Annotated in this window: 13 protein-coding genes; 4 read left to right on the top strand and 9 right to left on the bottom strand. The window is 65.0% G+C overall.

The features are described from left to right. Positions 1–52: 52 nt before the first annotated feature. Positions 53–1,117, top strand: a complete 1,065-nt coding sequence (locus V6F88_RS08525) for an NAD(P)-dependent alcohol dehydrogenase (protein ID WP_332608848.1) — start codon at positions 53–55, stop codon at positions 1,115–1,117. 162 nt (positions 1,118–1,279) lie between these two features. On the opposite strand, the gene aceA is transcribed toward V6F88_RS08525, so the two are convergent. After that, positions 1,280–2,599: an isocitrate lyase gene (aceA, locus tag V6F88_RS08530; RefSeq protein WP_046805409.1), complete on the bottom strand. Its 1,320-nt coding sequence runs from the start codon at positions 2,597–2,599 to the stop codon at positions 1,280–1,282. A gap of 320 nt (positions 2,600–2,919) precedes the next feature. Here aceA and queF point away from each other — a divergent pair, with 320 nt between their 5' ends. The 3 genes from queF to V6F88_RS08545 all read left to right on the top strand — a co-directional run bounded on the left by queF (position 2,920) and on the right by V6F88_RS08545 (position 6,501). Then, the gene (gene queF, locus V6F88_RS08535; protein WP_332608849.1) at positions 2,920–3,744 is read left to right on the top strand and encodes an NADPH-dependent 7-cyano-7-deazaguanine reductase QueF; all 825 of its coding nucleotides are present in this window, start codon (positions 2,920–2,922) and stop codon (positions 3,742–3,744) included. 172 nt (positions 3,745–3,916) lie between these two features. Further along, entirely contained in the window at positions 3,917–5,071 is a 1,155-nt protein-coding gene (locus V6F88_RS08540) for a M20 aminoacylase family protein (RefSeq protein WP_332608850.1), read from the top strand. Positions 5,072–5,163: 92 nt separating this feature from the next. After that, positions 5,164–6,501 carry an MFS transporter gene (locus V6F88_RS08545; RefSeq protein ID WP_332608851.1) on the top strand — a complete coding sequence of 446 codons (1,338 nt, stop codon included), beginning with the start codon at positions 5,164–5,166 and terminating at the stop codon, positions 6,499–6,501. Positions 6,502–6,520: 19 nt separating this feature from the next. On the opposite strand, the gene V6F88_RS08550 is transcribed toward V6F88_RS08545, so the two are convergent. From V6F88_RS08550 to V6F88_RS08585, 8 genes are all read right to left on the bottom strand, one after another. Further along, positions 6,521–7,855 carry an MFS transporter gene (locus V6F88_RS08550; protein ID WP_332608852.1) on the bottom strand — a complete coding sequence of 445 codons (1,335 nt, stop codon included), beginning with the start codon at positions 7,853–7,855 and terminating at the stop codon, positions 6,521–6,523. 277 nt (positions 7,856–8,132) lie between these two features. Further along, positions 8,133–8,705: a CDP-diacylglycerol--glycerol-3-phosphate 3-phosphatidyltransferase gene (pgsA, locus tag V6F88_RS08555; protein WP_046805412.1), complete on the bottom strand. Its 573-nt coding sequence runs from the start codon at positions 8,703–8,705 to the stop codon at positions 8,133–8,135. 74 nt (positions 8,706–8,779) lie between these two features. Beyond that, positions 8,780–10,609, bottom strand: coding sequence for an excinuclease ABC subunit UvrC (uvrC, locus tag V6F88_RS08560; protein WP_332608853.1), 1,830 nt, complete (start codon positions 10,607–10,609; stop codon positions 8,780–8,782). After that, positions 10,572–11,630, bottom strand: a complete 1,059-nt coding sequence (gene nagZ, locus V6F88_RS08565) for a beta-N-acetylhexosaminidase (protein WP_332608854.1) — start codon at positions 11,628–11,630, stop codon at positions 10,572–10,574. The genes uvrC and nagZ overlap by 38 nt, the downstream gene beginning before the upstream one ends. 72 nt (positions 11,631–11,702) lie before the next feature. Next, complete coding sequence (gene acpS / locus V6F88_RS08570; protein ID WP_332608855.1) at positions 11,703–12,134, bottom strand: holo-ACP synthase; 432 nt, start codon at positions 12,132–12,134, stop codon at positions 11,703–11,705. 72 nt (positions 12,135–12,206) lie between these two features. After that, the gene (locus tag V6F88_RS08575) at positions 12,207–12,947 is read right to left on the bottom strand and encodes a pyridoxine 5'-phosphate synthase (RefSeq protein WP_332608856.1); all 741 of its coding nucleotides are present in this window, start codon (positions 12,945–12,947) and stop codon (positions 12,207–12,209) included. After that, positions 12,944–14,461, bottom strand: a complete 1,518-nt coding sequence (locus V6F88_RS08580; protein ID WP_332608857.1) for an efflux transporter outer membrane subunit — start codon at positions 14,459–14,461, stop codon at positions 12,944–12,946. Before V6F88_RS08580 ends, V6F88_RS08575 begins: the two co-directional genes overlap by 4 nt. Next, positions 14,458–17,688: an efflux RND transporter permease subunit gene (locus V6F88_RS08585; RefSeq protein ID WP_332608858.1), complete on the bottom strand. Its 3,231-nt coding sequence runs from the start codon at positions 17,686–17,688 to the stop codon at positions 14,458–14,460. The genes V6F88_RS08580 and V6F88_RS08585 overlap by 4 nt, the downstream gene beginning before the upstream one ends. Between the last annotated feature and the right edge of the window lie 59 nt (positions 17,689–17,747).

Here is a 17,747-nt window from a genome sequence, read left to right on the forward strand (position 1 = left end):
TATTCCCAGGAATATTGTGAACGTCTGCTTAACAAATTGATTCGAGTTCACCATGATCCCAGCCTGTGGCTACGCCGCTTACAGCACCGACACCCCGCTCGTTCCGTTCAGCTTCACACGCCGCGAGCCGGGCGATGACGACGTGCTGATCGACATTCTTTACAGCGGTATCTGCCATTCCGACTTGCATCAGGCGCGCGGCGACTGGGGCAACTCCGTGTTCCCGATGGTGCCCGGCCACGAGATCGTGGGCCGCGTTGCCCAAGTAGGCAAGAACGTCACCAAGTTCAAGGCGGGCGATTACGCGGGCGTGGGTTGCATGGTGGATTCCTGCCTGCATTGCAAGGCCTGCCGCCTGAACCTGGAGCAGTACTGCGAAGAAGGCGCCACGCTGACCTATAACGACAAGGAACGCGGCAGCGATCAGTTGACGTTCGGCGGCTATTCCGACCGCATTGTCGTCAAGGAACACTTTGTGGTGAAGGTGTCTGACAAGCTGGACTTGAAAGCCGTTGCTCCGCTGCTGTGCGCCGGCATCACCACGTATTCGCCGCTGCGCCACTGGAAGGTAGGCCCCGGCCAGAAGGTGGGCGTGATCGGCCTGGGCGGGCTGGGCCACATGGGCGTGAAGTTTGCCCATGCGATGGGCGCGCATGTGGTGATGATCACGACGTCTGCCGACAAGGGCCGCGACGCCCGGCGCCTGGGCGCCGACGAGGTGCTGGTGTCGCGCGACGCAGAGGCGATGGCCGCGCACGCGGGCACATTCGATTTCCTGTTGAACACCGTGCCCGTCAGCCACGACGTGAATCCGTACCTGGCGTTGTTGACGCTGAACGGCACGATGGCGCTGGTGGGCGCCCTGACGCCGCTGGACCCGATCCCCGGCGCGAACCTCATCCTGGGCCGCAAGTCGATCGCGGGCTCGGCCATCGGCGGCATGGAAGAAACGCAAGAGATGATGGACTTCTGCGCGGAACACGGCATTGTCAGCGATGTCGAGATCGTGCCGATCCAGGCCGTGAACGAGGCCTATGAGCGGTTGGCCCGGAACGACGTGAAGTACCGCTTCGTCATCGACATGGCGTCGTTGACCGACGAGGCGGTGGCCGCTTAATAACAAGAAGGCGCTGGCGCTGCGTCCAGGAAAAAAAAGGGGTGCCCGAAGGCACCCTGAATCCACCCTACAACAGCACCTACAACTGCAAAGCAATCTATCCGTGCGTCACCCGCTCACAGTTGCGCGGGTGACGCACCCTGCGTTCAAGCGGTCAAGCGGTCAAGCCACCTTCTGTTCCTTGCCGTGTTCGAACTGGGCTTCTTCCGTAGAGCCCGTCAGCGCCGTGGTCGAGGACTGGCCGTTTTCGATCGTCTGCGTCACGGCGTCGAAGTAGCCGGTGCCCACTTCGCGCTGGTGCTTCACGGCGGTGAAGCCCATTTCGGCGGCCGCGAATTCCTTCTGCTGCAATTCCACAAAGGCGCTCATCTGGCGGCGGGCGTAGCCGTGGGCCAGTTCGAACATGCCGTAGTTCAGCGCATGGAAGCCGGCCAGCGTGATGAACTGGAACTTGTAGCCCATGGCGCCCAGCTCACGCTGGAACTTGGCGATGGTGCCGTCGTCCAGGTTCTTCTTCCAGTTGAACGAGGGCGAGCAGTTGTACGCCAGCAGCTTGCCCGGGAATTGGCGATGGATGGCGTCCGCGAATTTGCGGGCGTATTCCAGGTTGGGCGTGGACGTTTCGCACCAGATCAGGTCGGCATACGGCGCGTAGGCCAGGCCACGCGAAATGGCTTGATCGATGCCGGCCTTGGTGCGGAAGAAGCCTTCCACGGTGCGCTCGCCGGTGATGAACGGGCGGTCGTTTTCGTCCACGTCGCTGGTCACCAGGTCGGCGGCATCGGCGTCGGTGCGGGCCAGCAGCACGGTGGGCGTGCCCATCGTGTCGGCCGCCAGGCGTGCCGACACCAGCTTGGCCACGGCTTCGCGGGTGGGCACCAGCACCTTGCCGCCCATGTGGCCGCACTTCTTCACGGACGCCAATTGGTCTTCGAAGTGCACGCCCGACGCGCCGGCGTCGATCATCGCCTTCATCAGTTCAAAGGCGTTAAGCACGCCGCCAAAGCCCGCTTCGGCATCGGCCACGATGGGCGCAAAGTAATCGATGTAGCCTTCGTCGCCCGGGTTCTTGCCTTCCATCCATTGGATCTGGTCGCAGCGCGCCAACGAATTGTTGATGCGGCGAACCACTTGCGGCACCGAGTTGGCGGGGTACAGCGACTGGTCGGGATACATCTCGCCGGCCAGGTTGGCGTCGCCGGCCACTTGCCAGCCCGACAGGTAGATGGCCTTCAGGCCGGCCTTGACCTGTTGCATGGCCTGGTTGCCGGTCAGGGCGCCCAGCGAATTCACGAAGGGTTCGCTATGCAGCAGTTCCCAAAGACGGGTGGCGCCACGTTCGGCCAGCGTGTGCTGCACGCTGATCGAGCCGCGCAGGCGGATGACATCCTCGGCGCTGTAGTCGCGCTTGATGCCCTGCCAGCGGGTGTTCTCGGCCCAGTCTTTCTGCAAATTGCGGATTTCGGTTTCGCGAGTGCTCATGGTGATGCTCCTGGTCAGTGATAAGAAGGCTTCAAAGATTCGCGTTCTGCATTGCGTGAATCGTTGGACAAAGTCTATGCCTCTGCTGCAAAGCAAGGTGGGCTCGTGTCTTATAGAAGACAAAAAATATTTGCCTATAAAATCAATAGGTTGAAAGCGGCATTTCACATCACGAAACGCTTTTGTCATCTATGAAATGCGCTTTGGTTGCGCAGCAGCAGGAACTTTCACATCACGGGACTTACATTTCACAATGCGGAAAAATGGCCCTTTTTGAAGCGCCTACAATGCCGCTATTCCCCCGTTATTCCTGAATTGCCATGACCCTGTCGCACGGCCCCCTGGGCCAAAGCGTGGCCTACGCCTCGCAATACGATCCTTCGCTGCTGTTTCCCATCGCGCGCTCGCACAACCGCGCGGCGCTGAACCTGACCGCCGGCAACCTGCCCTTTAGGGGCGTTGACCTGTGGAACGCCTACGAGCTGTCCTGGCTGGACGCCAAGGGCAAGCCGCGCGTGGCAATGGCTACGTTTTCGGTGCCGGCCGACAGCCCGAACATCATCGAATCCAAGTCATTCAAGCTTTATCTGAATTCGTTCAACCAGACCCGGCTGGTCAATTCCGCCGCGCTGCGCGGGCGTCTGGAACGCGACCTGAGCGCCGCCGCCGGCGCTCCCGTGGGCCTGGACTTCTTCCTGCCGCAGCGATTCTCCGAGTTGCAGATGGGCGAGATGGACGGCATCTATATCGACAAGCTGGATATCGAGATCGACACCTACGAGCCGGCGCCGCAAGTGCTGCGTACGCGGCCGGGCGACGTGGTCGAGGAAACGCTGGCCTCGCGGCTGTTGAAGTCCAACTGCCCCGTGACGGGCCAGCCCGATTGGGCCAGCGTGCAGATCCGCTACCGGGGCGCGCCCATCGACCGGGAATCGCTGCTGCGCTACGTGGTGTCTTTCCGCCAGCACGCGGAATTTCACGAACACTGCGTCGAGCGCATCTTCAGCGACATCATGCAGGCCTGCGCCCCCGAACAGCTGACCGTGTACGCGCGCTACACGCGCCGTGGCGGGCTGGACATCAACCCCTGGCGCAGCAACTTCGAGGCCGCGCCGCCGGCCGACGTGCGCACCGTTCGCCAATAACGCGGACGCGCCGCGCCGCATGCCGCGCGCGGTCGCCCGCAAATTCTCACGCTTGGTTACACACACACTGCCCGCCACCGATATCGATTATGGTTCGCACGGCATCAGGCGGGCCGCCCGGCCCGCCGCCACATCCGAACCTTAGACATTTCACTCCCCCAAGGAGGCGGCAATGCAAGTGCGAGATTGGTTTGTCGAGCGTCAACCCGAGTACGCGCAATGGAGGCAGGACCTGCATGCGCACCCCGAGTTGAGTTTCCAGGAGCACCGCACCGCCGAGCTCGTCGCGGCCAAACTGCGGCAATGGGGCCTGGACGTGCATGCCGGCATCGGTGGCACGGGCGTAGTGGCCGTATTGCAGGGCGCACGCCCGGGCAAGCGCCGCATCGGCCTGCGCGCCGACATGGACGCGCTGCCCATGCAGGAAAAAACCACGCTGCCCTACCGTTCCACCCATGAAGGCACGTTCCACGGCTGCGGGCATGACGGGCACACCGCCACGCTGCTGGCCGTGGCGCAGCACCTGTCGCAGAACCGGGACTTTGCCGGCACCATCAACTTCATCTTCCAGCCCGCCGAGGAAACCCTGGCCGGCGGCGTGGCAATGATGGCCGATGGACTCTTTAAGCGCTTTCCGTGCGACGAAATCTACGGCCTGCACAACAACCCCATGATCGGCAAGGGCCGCGTGGCTGTGCGCGAAGGCGCATTGCTGGCCGCCTGTGACGGTTTTGTCATCCGCGTGCATGGCGTGGGCTGCCATGGCGGCATGCCGCAACAGGGCAATGACCCGGTCGTCATCGCCTGCCAGTTGGTGGGCATGCTGCAAACCGTCGTCAGCCGGGCGCTGGACCCGCTGGAATCGGGCGTGGTCAGCGTGGGCATGATGAACGGCGGCACCGCGCCCAACGTCATCCCCGACATGATCGAGCTGCGCGGCACGATCCGCACCATGAGCCTTGCCGCGCGCGAAACGGCGCTGCGCCGGGTGCGCGAAATGTGCGAGGGCCTTGGGGTTGCCAACGCCACGCACATCGACGTCGAATTCGGCATGGGTTGCCCCCCGACCATCAATGCGCCCGGCCCGGCGGCCACCGTCGCGGCCGCCGCAACGCGCGTGGTCGGCGCCGACCTGGTGGACGACCGCATCACCCCGCTGATGGCGGGGGAAGATTTCGCGTATCTGCTGCAAGAATGCCCGGGCGCCTACTTCTTCGTTGGGCAGGACGGCCACTTCTGCCATCACCCGGAATACGACTTCGACGACGACATCCTGCCCACGGGCGCGGCCGTCTTCGTTGAGATCGTGCGCGACCGCCTGGGCTGATCCGCCCTTTTCCCAGCTGTTGAATTCACGGACGCGCCGCTGCGGCGCGCCCGTGTTCCCTTACGCCTGTACGGCGCTTGCAGGAGTCCGTGATGACGCCTCCGTCTTCCCCCGCTTATCAAGTTTCCGCCGCCATGCGCCGCCGCGTGGTCATTGCCTCGGTGCTGGGCAACGCCTTCGAGTGGTTCGACTTCGCCATCTACGGCATGTTTGCCGCCGTGATATCACGGCTGTACTTCCCCACGGGCGACAACGCGACGTCGCTGCTGCTGGGGCTGGCCACCTTTGGCGTGGCCTTTGCCGTGCGGCCCATTGGCGGGCTGGTGCTGGGCATGTACGCCGACCGCCACGGACGCCGCCGCGCGCTGTCGCTGATGATCCTGATGATGGCGGGCGGCACGGCCATGATCGGCGTGCTGCCCACCTACGCGTCCATCGGCATGGCGGCCAGCGTGCTGATGCTGGTGGCGCGCTTGATCCAGGGCTTTTCCGTGGGCGGCGAATATGCCAGCGCCAGCGCCATGCTGGTGGAGTTTGCGCCGCCCAACCGACGCGGCCTGTACGGCAGTTTCCAGATGTGCTCGCAGGCGCTGGCGTTCTCGGCCGGCGCGGGCGTGGTGTATCTGCTGTCCTCCAACCTGTCGACCGCCGACCTGGAAAGCTGGGGTTGGCGCGTGCCGTTCCTGTTCGGCATCCTGATCGGGCCCATTGGCTATTACCTTCGTACGCAGGTAGATGAAACGCCCGAGTTCCGCCAATTTCAGGACCAGCGCGTCAAGCCTGCGCAGACCACGCTGCGCACGCTGTTTTCGCGCTATCCGCGTGAACTGACCGGGTCGTTTTGCATTGTGGTCACCGGCACGGCGTCCAACTACGTGATGCTGTTGTACCTGCCCCTGTTTGCCGTCACGGAACTGGGACTGACGATGGGCGACGCGCAACTGAGCAGCGCCTTGGCGGCGGTGTTGCTGCTGGTGCTGTGCCCGCTGTCCGGCGCGCTGTCGGACCGTTTGTCGCGCCGCGCCCTGATGCTGCCGGCCACGTTCGCCTTTGGGGTGGTGACCTGGATCATGATGGCGCGCGTGCTGCAAGCGCCGTCCTTCGCCACCCTGCTGCAAGCGCAGTTGGCGGCGGCGGCGTGCATGGGCGTGATGTGGGGGCCAACGCCCGCGCTGATGACCGAGATCCTGCCGGTGAACCTGCGGTCCACGGGCGTATCCCTGTCGTACAACCTGGCCGTGATGCTGTTCGGCGGGCTGGCGCCTTTCATCAACACCGCGTTGATTCAACGCACGGGCGACTTGATGGTGCCCGTGTACTACGTAGCCGTGTGCGTGGGGATCGGGCTGATCGGCTTGCTGCTGCTAGGGCCGGGCAAGCCGCGCGGCGATGCCGGCAGCCCCACGCGGCTGCGCGAAAGAACGGCCTGAAAACGGCGCGGCGGCCGCGTCAGGACCGGGCGACCGCGCCCGCCGTCATGACGGGATCGGCGCGGCGCGCCTGCACCGCGATCCATTGCGCCAGCAGCGCCGCCGCCGTGAACGCCACGCCGGCGCCCACCCACGGGCCCTGGCGGAAACCGGCATCCAGCAAAATGCCGAAGGCCAGCGGACCCAGCGCCGACCCGACGTCCATGCCCGAATACACCAGCCCATAGACCGAACCGGTCGAGCCCTTGGGCGTGACGCGGCGGATCAGCATGTCGCGGGACGGCGCGGCCACGCCCGAGCAGAAGCCGGCCAGGCCCACTACCGGCGCGGCCAGCGCGGCCGGCACCCAGCCCAGCGCCAGCACCACCAGCGTCAAGCCCGCCAACAGCAGCGCAACCATGACGGTGCGCTCGGTGCGCGGGTTGGCCGACACCAGGAAACCGCCCGCCGCCATGCCCACGGCCGAGGCCACCATGTACCCGGACAAGGCCGAACTGGCCACCACGTTGGACAAGCCATACAACTGGTCCAGCAACGGAATCGTGTAGTTCTGCACCGACGACAGAGCAATCGATGTGCAGGCGAAGAACAGGAACGCGCCCCACAGCGCCGGCTTGGACAGCAACGTGGCCAAGGTGGCCAGCACGCCTTCCTGCGGTTTGGGCGCCTGCGTTGCCGCGGCCTTGGCCGGGGCCGTCGTCGTGTTGCTAGTGCCCGTGTCGTCGCCCATGGCGTCGGCGCTCGGCGGCAAGGGGCCGCCCAGCAAGTGGCCGCCCAGCACCGTCAACAGCAACACCACCGCCACCAACCCGGCGGCGCTGTAGGCCGCCACGCGCCAGTCGGCCAGCAGGATGATCGTGGTCATGAAAACCGGGGTCAGCGCCCAGCCCAGGTTGCCGGTCAGCCCATGCGCCGAAAACGCGTGGCCCAGGCGCGACGCCGTGATGCGGTGGTTGATGATGGAGTAATCGGCGGGGTGAAAAACGGAATTGCCGATGCCGCCGACAATAGCCGCCGCCATCAACATCGGGTAGCCATTAGCCGAACCGATCAACACGCCCGAAAGCACGAAGCACGCCAAGCCGAACCACAGCACGGGCCGTGCGCCGATGCGGTCCACGACGAAGCCGGACGACGCCTGCCCCACGCCCGACACGACGTAGAACGTGGCCACCAGCGCGCCGACGCGCGCGAAGTCCAGGCCGAAGGCCGTGGCCAGCGACACGTTAAGCAGCGGCAATACCAGTTGGAAAAAGTGCGAGGCGGCGTGCGCAACGCCGATCAGCAGGATGGTTTTCCAGTCGCGCCGACGAACGTCGGCGTCTGATGGAAGGATATGGGCGGCGGTGGTCATTGCAAAAAGCCGCGGCAGCGGCGCGTGGCGCAGGCGGCGAAGCCATGCGCGGGTTGTCTCCGGCAACGGCCGGGGAACCCGGACGTCGTGTTCATGGCGAATGCGGCGGCTGGGCCGGGCCGGATCATGCCGGCCATCGCTCTTTGATTATGTCGGCGGCCGTCCTGTCGCGAGCCGGGCCGCCGATTTGAAATTCAGGATACTGCCCGGTGGACCGGACGCATACAGCACATACGGGCGATACGGCGGATCCGGCAAATCCGCCATGCACAACGCCCTACAGCGCCTTTTCGCGGATGGCGGGCCAGGCGCGTTGCAGGTAATACAACATCGACCAGACCGTCAGCACCGCCGCGACGATGATCAGCACGTCGCCCAGCAGCTTGGTGTTCATGCCGTAGATGGGCTGGTTGTACAGCAGGCACGGAATGGCCACCATCTGCGCAGCCGTCTTGAATTTACCCAGCCGGTGCACCGCGACGCTGGCGCTGGCGCCAATTTTTGCCATCCATTCACGCAGAGCCGAAATGGTGATTTCGCGGCCGATGATGATCAACGAGATAAAGGCGTCGACTCGGCTCAGGTCCAGCAGCACGATCAGCGCGGCGCATACCATCAACTTGTCCGCGACGGGGTCCAGGAAGGCGCCGAACGCCGACGTCTGGTTCCAACGCCGAGCCAGCCAGCCGTCAAACCAATCGGTCAGTGCCGCGATGATGAACGCCCACGCCGCAAAAGAGTCGCGGGTGGGAACCGACATCCAGCTCTCGGGCAGGTAGAACAGCCCGACCACCAGCGGAATCATGGCGATGCGCAGCCATGTCAGGATAATGGGTACGTTAATTGGCATAGTGTCCGTATGCTACATCAGCCGGGTGACGCTGGCTGTATCGGCGGCGCGCAATGGCCGTGGGTTGGCCGTGGCTACCCACGCAACGCCTCGTAGATGCGTTCCGCCAGGTCCTGCGAAATACCGTCCACCGACGCCAGGTCCTCGATGCTGGCCGACGCCACCCCCGAAAACCCGCCAAACCGGGCCAGCAGCCGCTGCCGCCGCCGGGCGCCCACGCCCTCGATCTCTTCCAGGCGCGACACGTTGCGCGTCTTGGCGCGGCGCGCGCGCATGCCGGTAATGGCAAAGCGGTGCGCCTCGTCTCGCACCTGGGCGATCAGCATCAGCGCGGCGGATTCGCCGCCCAGCGCCACGGGGGGCCGCTCGTCGGCAAACACCAGGGTTTCCAGGCCGACCTTGCGCCCTTCCCCCTTGGCCACGCCCACCAGCGTCTGGATATCCAGCCCCAATTCCGCGAACACCTTGCGTGCCACTTCGACCTGGCCCTTGCCACCGTCAATCAGCACCAGCCCCGGCATCGGGGCCTCGCCGTCGGCCACCTTGGCGAACCGGCGCGTCAGCACCTGGCGCATCGCCGCGTAATCGTCACCCGGGGTGATGCCGGCAATGTTGTAACGGCGGTACAGCGACGGCTGCATGTCGTGGTGTTCGAACACCACGCAGGACGCCTGGGTGGCCTCACCCGCCGTATGGCTGATGTCGAAACATTCAATGCGCAGCGCATCCAGCGCGGCCTCGTCCGTGTCCAGGTCCAGCGCCTCGGCCAGCGCCAGTGTGCGGCCGGCGCGGGCGCCGGATTCGGTCAGCGCGCGCGCCAGGGCCATCTCGGCATTCTTGCCCGCCTGTTCCAGCCAGGACCGGCGCGCCCCCTGGGGCCGAGTCAACAACCGCGACGGGCGCCCACCGGCCTGCTCGATCAGCAGGTTGATGAGTTCCGGGTCGGGCAAGGCGTGCGAACACACCAGCACGGGCGGCATGGCGTTGTCGGTGTAGTGCTGGGCGATGAAGGCCTCCAGCACCTGCGGCGCCGCCTCGCCTTCGGCGTGCGTCGGAAAGAACGGCTTGTCGCCCAGGTGGCGGCCGCCGCGCACCATCGCCAGGTTCACGCAGACCTTGCCGCCCGCCACCGCCACCGCGATGATGTCGGTGTCTTCGCCGCTGGTGTTCTCCATGGTCTGCTGGTGCAACACGCGCGCCAGCGATCCCATCTGGTCGCGCAAGGCGGCGGCTTCTTCAAAGCGCAATTCGCCCGCCGCCTGCTGCATGCGGGTTTCGATTTCGCCCATGACGTCTTTCGCTTCGCCGTTCAGAAAACGCACGGCGCGCTGCACGTCGCGCTGGTATTCCTCGGCTTCGATCGCGCCCACGCATGGCGCCGAACAGCGCCCGATCTGATGCAGCAGACAGGGCCGCGACCGGTTGGCGAAGACGGTGTCTTCGCAGGTGCGCAGGCGGAACACCTTTTGCAGGATCTGGATCGTTTCGCGCACCGCCCAGGCGTTGGGAAACGGGCCGAAGTACTGGCCGCGCTTGTTCGTCGCGCCCCGGTAGTAGGCAATGCGCGGCCATTCGTGGCCGGTGATCAGCAGGTACGGGTAGGACTTGTCGTCGCGAAAGAGGATGTTGTAACGCGGCTTCAGGCTCTTGATGAGGTTGTTTTCCAGGATCAGCGCTTCGGCTTCCGAGCGCGTCACCGTGACCTCCAGCCGCGCCACCTTCGCCACCATCTGGGCGATGCGCGGGCTGGACAGGTTCTTCTGGAAATACGACGAGACGCGTTTTTTCAGGTCGCGCGCCTTGCCGACATACATGACTTCACCGGCCGCATCCAGGTGTCGATAGACACCCGGCAAGTGCGGCAGGTCAGCCAGGAACGATTTGAGATTGAAGTCGTCGGGCATTCTGATAACGGCTTTCGGCCTGCAAGGTATCCCAGTCGGGCGCATCGAAACGCGGCATCAGGCGGCGGATGCGTTCGACCGATTCGGGCGCATGCTCGAACGTCAGGCGCGACAGCAGGTCGTCGGCCAGGTCCGGGCGGTTGCACACCAACACCATGTCGCAACCAGCGTTGAGCGCGGCGTTGGCACGGGCCAGGATATCACCTGCCACCGAGGCGCCTTCCATCGTCAGGTCGTCCGAGAACACCACGCCGTCATAGCCCAGGCGCTTGCGCAGGATGTCCTGCACCCACTTTTTGGAAAATCCGGCCGGATGCTTGTCAACCTTGGGGTAGATCACGTGGGCGGGCATCACGGACGGCAGCACAGCGTCGCCCAGCCACGCGTACGGGGCGGCGTCGTCGTTCAGGATGTCGTCCAGCTTGCGGGGGTCCACGGGGATCTCGTGGTGCGAATCGGCTTGCACATACCCATGGCCGGGGAAATGCTTGCCGCAGGCGGACATGCCGGCCAGCGACAGGCCCTGGATCAGGGCCCGCGACAGCATCGTGACCACGCGCGGGTCCGAATGGAAGGCGCGGTTGCCGATCACCTTGCTGACGCCGTAGTCCAGGTCCAGCACGGGGGTGAAGCTCATGTCCACGCCGCAGGCGCGCAGCTCGGCGGCCAGCACATAGCCGGCTTCGGTGGCCAGGCGCATGGCCTGCAAGGGGTCGCGGTCCCACAGCGTGCCCAGGTCGCGCATGGCGGGCAAGGCGGTAAAGCCGTCTTCGCGGAAACGCTGCACCCGGCCGCCCTCGTGATCCACCAGGATCAGCAGTGGTTCCTTGCGGGCCTTGTGGATCTGGCGCGTCAGGCGGGTCAGCTGCTTGCGGCTTTCGAAGTTGCGCGCGAACAGAATCACGCCGCCCACCAGCGGGTGGCGCAGACGCGTCTTTTCTTCTTTGGTAAGCGAGGTGCCCGCCACGTCGACCATCACGGGGCCGGGAGGCAGGACCACCTTGGATTTTTTCTTGGCCATGAGGCTGTCCTTATATCTGTGTGGCAAGCGGCGGGCGCGGGGCCACGGCGCAAGCCGGGGCCGGGCTTGCGCCTACGGCTTGCGTTCGACCACCACGTAGGCGGCGGCCATGTCGGATTCGTCGGTGATGGACACGTGCGCCGCGCCGAAGCGCTGGCCATACCAGTCCAGCAATTCAGGGGCGATGACCAGCACCGGGCGCCCGCCCGGCGCGTTCAAGGTCTGCACCCGCCGCCAGGTCATGGGCATGCGCATGCCCAGCCCGATCGCCTTGGAAAACGCTTCCTTGGCGGCAAAGCGGGTGGCCAGAAAGCGGATGCCGCGCACCGGGTCGCGGGCGCGGCGCGCGTGGAATTTCAGTAATTCCTCGGCGCCCAGGATTTTCTCCGCGAAGCGGTCGCCATGCCGTTCCAGCGCGCGTTCGATGCGGTCGATGCGCAACAAGTCCATGCCGATGCCGGCAATGGCGCCTGCGGGCAACGGGGCTTGGGGGGATTCAGACATGGGCGTCAACCAAAAACGGCGAAAACAGCGGTTGGGTAAGCGTCACGCGGGATTGTGCGATCCGGCCTGCGATCACAGGCCGCGCAGGGCCTGAAGGCGGGCCTGCACCATCACCGCCTTCATATCGCGCACCGCTTTTTCCCAGCCATCGAACACCGCCTGCGCCACGATGGCGTGGCCGATGTTCAGTTCGGAAATGCCATCGATGGCCGCCACCGGGGCGACGTTGCCCAGGTGCAGGCCGTGGCCGGCGTTCACGCGCAGGCCATGGCGCAAGCCTTCGGTGACCGCCACGCGGATGCGTTGCAATTCCGCCGCGCGCGCATCGCCTTCGGCTTCGGCATAGGCGCCGGTGTGCAGTTCGATCACCGTGGCGCCGGCCTTGGCCGCCGCCGCGATCTGCGCCGGGTCTGCGTCGATGAACAGGGACACCCGGATGCCCGCCTCGGCCAGCAAGCGCACCGCGTCCGTCACCGCGCCCATCGCGCCGGCCACTTCCAGGCCGCCTTCGGTGGTCAGTTCGGTGCGTTTTTCAGGGACCAGGCAGACGTCGTTGGGTTTGACGGCGCAGGCAATTTCCAGCATTTCAGCGGTAATCGCGCATTCCAGGTTCATGCGCGTGCGCAGCTGCGGACGAATGGCGTAGACGTCCGCGTCCTGGATATGGCGCCGGTCTTCACGCAGATGCAGCGTGATGAGGTCGGCGCCGGCATCTTCGGCGCGCAGCGCGGCGGCCACCGGGTCCGGGTACACCGTATGGCGTTGTTGCCGCAACGTGGCAACGTGATCGATATTTACACCAAGTTCTATCATTGAGCGGTCGTCGTCACTTTGGTCGGTTCTTTCGTGGTTTCTTCCCAGCCGCCGCCCAACGCCTTGTAGAGCTCCACGCGGTTGATCAGCGCGGCCAACCCGGTTTGCACCAGCGACAGCTGGGCGTTGAAGAAATCCACCTGCGCGGTCTGCACTTGCAGGTAGCTGTCGATGCCATTGGTATAGCGCAAATTCGACAGTTCAAGCGTGCGCGAGGACGATTCCTGCAATGCGCGCTGCGCGTCAAGCTGTGCACCGTACGTAGCTTCGCCCGCCAGCGCGTCGGACACTTCCCGGAACGCCTGCTGGATGGTCTGCTCGTACTGAGCCACGGCGATATTGTCGCGCGCCTTGGCCAGGTTCAGCCCTTCGCGGATGCTGCCGCCCGAGAACAGCGGCGTGGTGATGGACGGCGAGAAGCTCCAGTAGCCTTGCCCGCCCTTGAACAGATCGCCCAGCGACGGGCTGGCAACGCCCAACAGCCCCGTCAACGAAATGGTCGGGAAGAACGCCGCGCGCGCCGCGCCGATGTTGGCGTTGGCGGATAGCAGCTGGTTTTCGGCGGCCAGGATGTCGGGGCGGCGTTCCAGCAGGTCAGACGGCAGGCCGGACGGCACGGTGGCCAGCAACTGGTCGCGCCCGAACGGCGCGGCCGGCGGCAGGTCATCGGGCAGCGGCGCGCCCACCAGCAGCACCAGGGCGTTCAAGGCTTGAGCACGGGCACGCGCCAGTTGCGCCAGGTCGGACGAAGCCGTGTCCAGCAAGGACTTGGACTGATTCAGATCCAGTTCCGAAGCCACGCCGCCGTCGAAACGGCGCTTGACCAGGTCATAGGATTCCTGGCGCGAGGCCAGCGTGCGCTGCGTCAAATCCAGCTGGACTTCGGCCGCTCGATAGTTGAAATACGACTGCGCCACGGAGCCGACCAGCGTGATCTGTACGGTTTTCTGCGCCTGCTCGGTCGACAGGTACTGCTGATACGCCGCTTCGGACAGGTTGCGCAAACGCCCGAACAGATCGATTTCGAAAGTCGTCAGGCCGATACCCGCCTGGTACGAACTGGAAATCGAGCTGGAATCCGGGCCACCCGCGCGCATGTTGGCGGGCAGATGCTGGCGCTGGCCCTGGATGCCGGCGCCGATGCTGGGCCATTGCGCCCCGCGTTGAACGCCGTATTGGGCACGCGCTTCTTCCACGCGCTGCACGGCCACGCGCAGGTCGCGGTTGTTCACCAGCGCCAGCGAAATCAGGCTTTGCAGGCGGGGGTCGCGGAAGAATTCGCGCCAGCCCAGGTCGGCGGCCGGGATGCCGGCTTCGGGCACAACGGCCGACGCCGGCTGCGTACCCAGGGACGTGGGGTTGTTGTAGCCGCCGTATTGCACCTTGGGCTGGTCGGGCCAGGCGCCCGTGACCGGGGCATCGGGACGTTTGTAGTCGGGCGCCAGCGAGCAGCCGGCCAACGCCACCGCCACAAACGCGGACAGGGCGGATTGCTTGATCATCAGGGCTTTCATGCCTTGCCCTCCGGGCCACCATTGGGTTGAACGGGGGTGTATCCCGCATCTGCGTCGGGCGGGTCGCCGGCTGCCTTCTTGGCGGCCTGTTCTTCTTCCCAAGCCTTCAGTTCGGCGCCCAACAGGCGCGGGCGGGTCTTGAACAGACCCAGCACCACCACGAAGAAGGTCGGCACGAAGATCACGGCGAACGGCGTGGCGGCCAACATGCCGCCCAGCACGCCCAGGCCGACCGCGCGCTGGCTGGCAGCGCCCGCGCCGGTGGCCATGGCCAGCGGCACCACGCCCAGAATGAACGCCAGCGACGTCATCAGAATGGGCCGGAACCGCAATCGGGCCGCTTCCACGGCGGATTCATACAGCCCCATGCCCCGCGCGTACTGGTCCTTGGCGAACTCCACGATCAGAATGGCGTTCTTGGCCGCCAAGCCGATCACGGTCACCATGCCCACCTGGAAGTACACGTCGTTGGACATGCCCAGCGCGCTGACCAGCGCCACGGCGCCCAGCATGCCCAGCGGCACCACCAGCATGACCGACAGCGGGATGGCCCAGCTTTCATACAGCGCGGCCAGCACCAGGAACACGATCAACAGCGACAGGCCCATCAGGATCGGCGCCTGGTTGCCCGCTTGCCGTTCCTGGTAAGACAAGCCGGTCCATTCGTAGCCAAAGCCTTGCGGCAGCTGCGCGACCAGGTTCTGCATTTCTTCCATGGCCTGGCCGGTGGTGTAACCCGGCGCGGCGCTGCCGCCGATACGCATGGATTCGTAGCTGTTGTAGCGCACCACCTGCACCGGCCCTTGCACCCACTCGGCCGACACGAAGGTGGACAACGGCACCATGCCGCCCTGGGCGTTGCGCGCGTTCAGTTGCAACACGTCGGACAGCTGCATGCGATACGGCGCATCCGCCTGGACCCAGATGTTCTGCATCCGGCCCATGTTGGGGAACTTGCTGAGGTAAGCCGAGCCCACCGCCGTCGAGATCAACGACGCCGCTTCGTTGAAGTCCACGCCCAAGGCCGCGGCCTTGTCGCGGTCAACGTTCAGCGTCAGCTGCGTACCGGCCGCCAGGCCGGTGATGCGCACCTGCGACAGCACGGGGCTCTTCATCGCCATGCCCATCAACTGGCCGGTGGCCGCGGCCAAGGCCTCGGACCCACCCGACCCACGATCCTGCAAGCGCAGGTCGAAGCCGGTGGCGTTACCCAACGACGAAATGGCCGGCGGCACCAACGTGAACACCTGCGCATCGTGGATGCCCATCAACTGCTTCTGGAAGGCATTGAACGCGATGGCGCCCGCGGAATCCTGCTTGTCCTTGCGGTCCTTGAAGTCTTTCAAGGTGGTGAACGCGATAGCGGCGTTCAGGCCGTTACCGTTAAAGCTGTAGCCCTGCACGGTGATGATGTTTTCAACGGCCGGGACATTGCGGAAATATTCCTCGACCTGTTCGATCACTTCGATCGTGCGGTTGGCGCTGGCGCCGGTGGGCAGCTCGATGTTGCTGATCACGTAGCCCTGGTCTTCTTCCGGCAGGAACGAGGACGGCAGGCGCAGGTACAACCAGCCCAGCAGCAACACCAGCACCAGGAAGGCCAGCATCATGCGGCCGCCCTTGTGCAGGATGCGCGACACCCAGTTCTGATAGCCGTGCGTGGTGGCGTCGAACTTGCGGTTGAACCAGCCGAAAAAGCCCTTCTTCTCGTTGTGGTGGCCCTTGGGCACCGGCTTGAGAATGGTGGCGCACAAGGCGGGCGTGAAGGTCAGCGCCAGCAAGGCCGAGAAGAAGATCGACACGGCCATGGCCACCGAGAACTGCCGGTAGATCACGCCCACCGACCCGCTCATGAAGGCCAGCGGCAGGAACACCGTGACCAGCACCAGCGTGATGCCGATGATGGCGCCGCTGATCTGCGGCATGGCCTTCTTGGTGGCTTCCTTGGGCGGCAGGCCTTCGGTGGCCATGATCCGTTCAACGTTTTCGACCACCACGATGGCGTCGTCCACCAGAATCCCGATGGCAAGCACCATCGCGAACATGGTCAATACGTTGATGGAAAAGCCCAGCCCCAGCATCACCGCGAACGAGCCCAGCATGGCCACGGGAACGACCAGTGCCGGAATCAGCGTGTAGCGCACGTTCTGCAGGAACAGGTACATCACCAGGAACACCAGCACCATGGCCTCGACCAGGGTGTGCAGCACCTGCTCGATCGACACCTTGACGTAGGGCGCCGTGTCGTAGGGAATGGCGTACTGGATGTTGCCCGGGAAGTACTTGGACAATTCTTCCATCTGCTGGCGCACGCCCTGGGCGGTGGCCAGCGCGTTGGCGTCCGGCGACAGCACGATGGCGAAGGCCGCCGTGGGCTTGCCGTTCAGGCGGGCACCAAACTGGTAGTTGTCGGCGCCCACTTCCACGCGCGCGACGTCACGCAACAGCACCTTGGAGCCATCGGTGTTGGCGCGCAGCACGATCTTGCCAAAACCTTCAACCGTGCTCAGCTGCCCGTTGGCCGTGACGGTGGCTGTAATGCGTTGCGATTCCGGGTTGGGCGGCGACCCGATGCTGCCCCCGGAGATCAGCACGTTCTGCGCGGCAATCGCCTGGTTGACGTCGTTCATGCTCAGGTTGAAGCCCACCAGCTTGTTGGGATCCACCCAGATGCGCATGGCGCGCGGCGCGGCGAACAGCTGGAACTGGCCCACGCCGGCCACCCGCGACACCGGGTTTTGCACGTTGCGGGTGATGTAGTCGGCCAGCGCCGTCTGATCCAGCGAGCCGTCGTTGGACGACAGCGTCACGATCATCAGAAAGCCGGTACTGGTCTGCTCGTATTGCAGGCCCTGCTGCTGCACGGCCGACGGCAACTGCGCGATCACGTTCGACACGCGGTTTTGCACGTCAACCTGCGCCAGGTCGGGGTTGGTGCCCGGGGCGAAGGTGGCCGTGATGGTGGCGGTGCCGTAGGAATCGCTGACCGACTCGTAGTAGATCAGGCCCTTGGCGCCATTGAGCTTGTCTTCGATGATGCTGGTGACCGATTCCGCCACTTCCTTGGCGGACGCGCCCGGATAGGTAGCGGTAATCGTGATGGCCGGCGGGGCCACGTCCGGGTACTGCGCCACCGGCATGTTCGGGATGGCCAACACCCCGGCCAGCAAGATGAACAGGGCAACTACCCAGGCAAAAATTGGTCGATCAATGAAAAATTGCGGCATGTGGGCTGACTCTGAAAGCGATGCTCACCAAAGGGGAACGCGGCGCCTGTGCGCCGCGT

It is taken from the genome of Achromobacter sp. ESBL13 (genome assembly GCF_036668755.1).
Classification (GTDB): domain Bacteria; phylum Pseudomonadota; class Gammaproteobacteria; order Burkholderiales; family Burkholderiaceae_B; genus Achromobacter.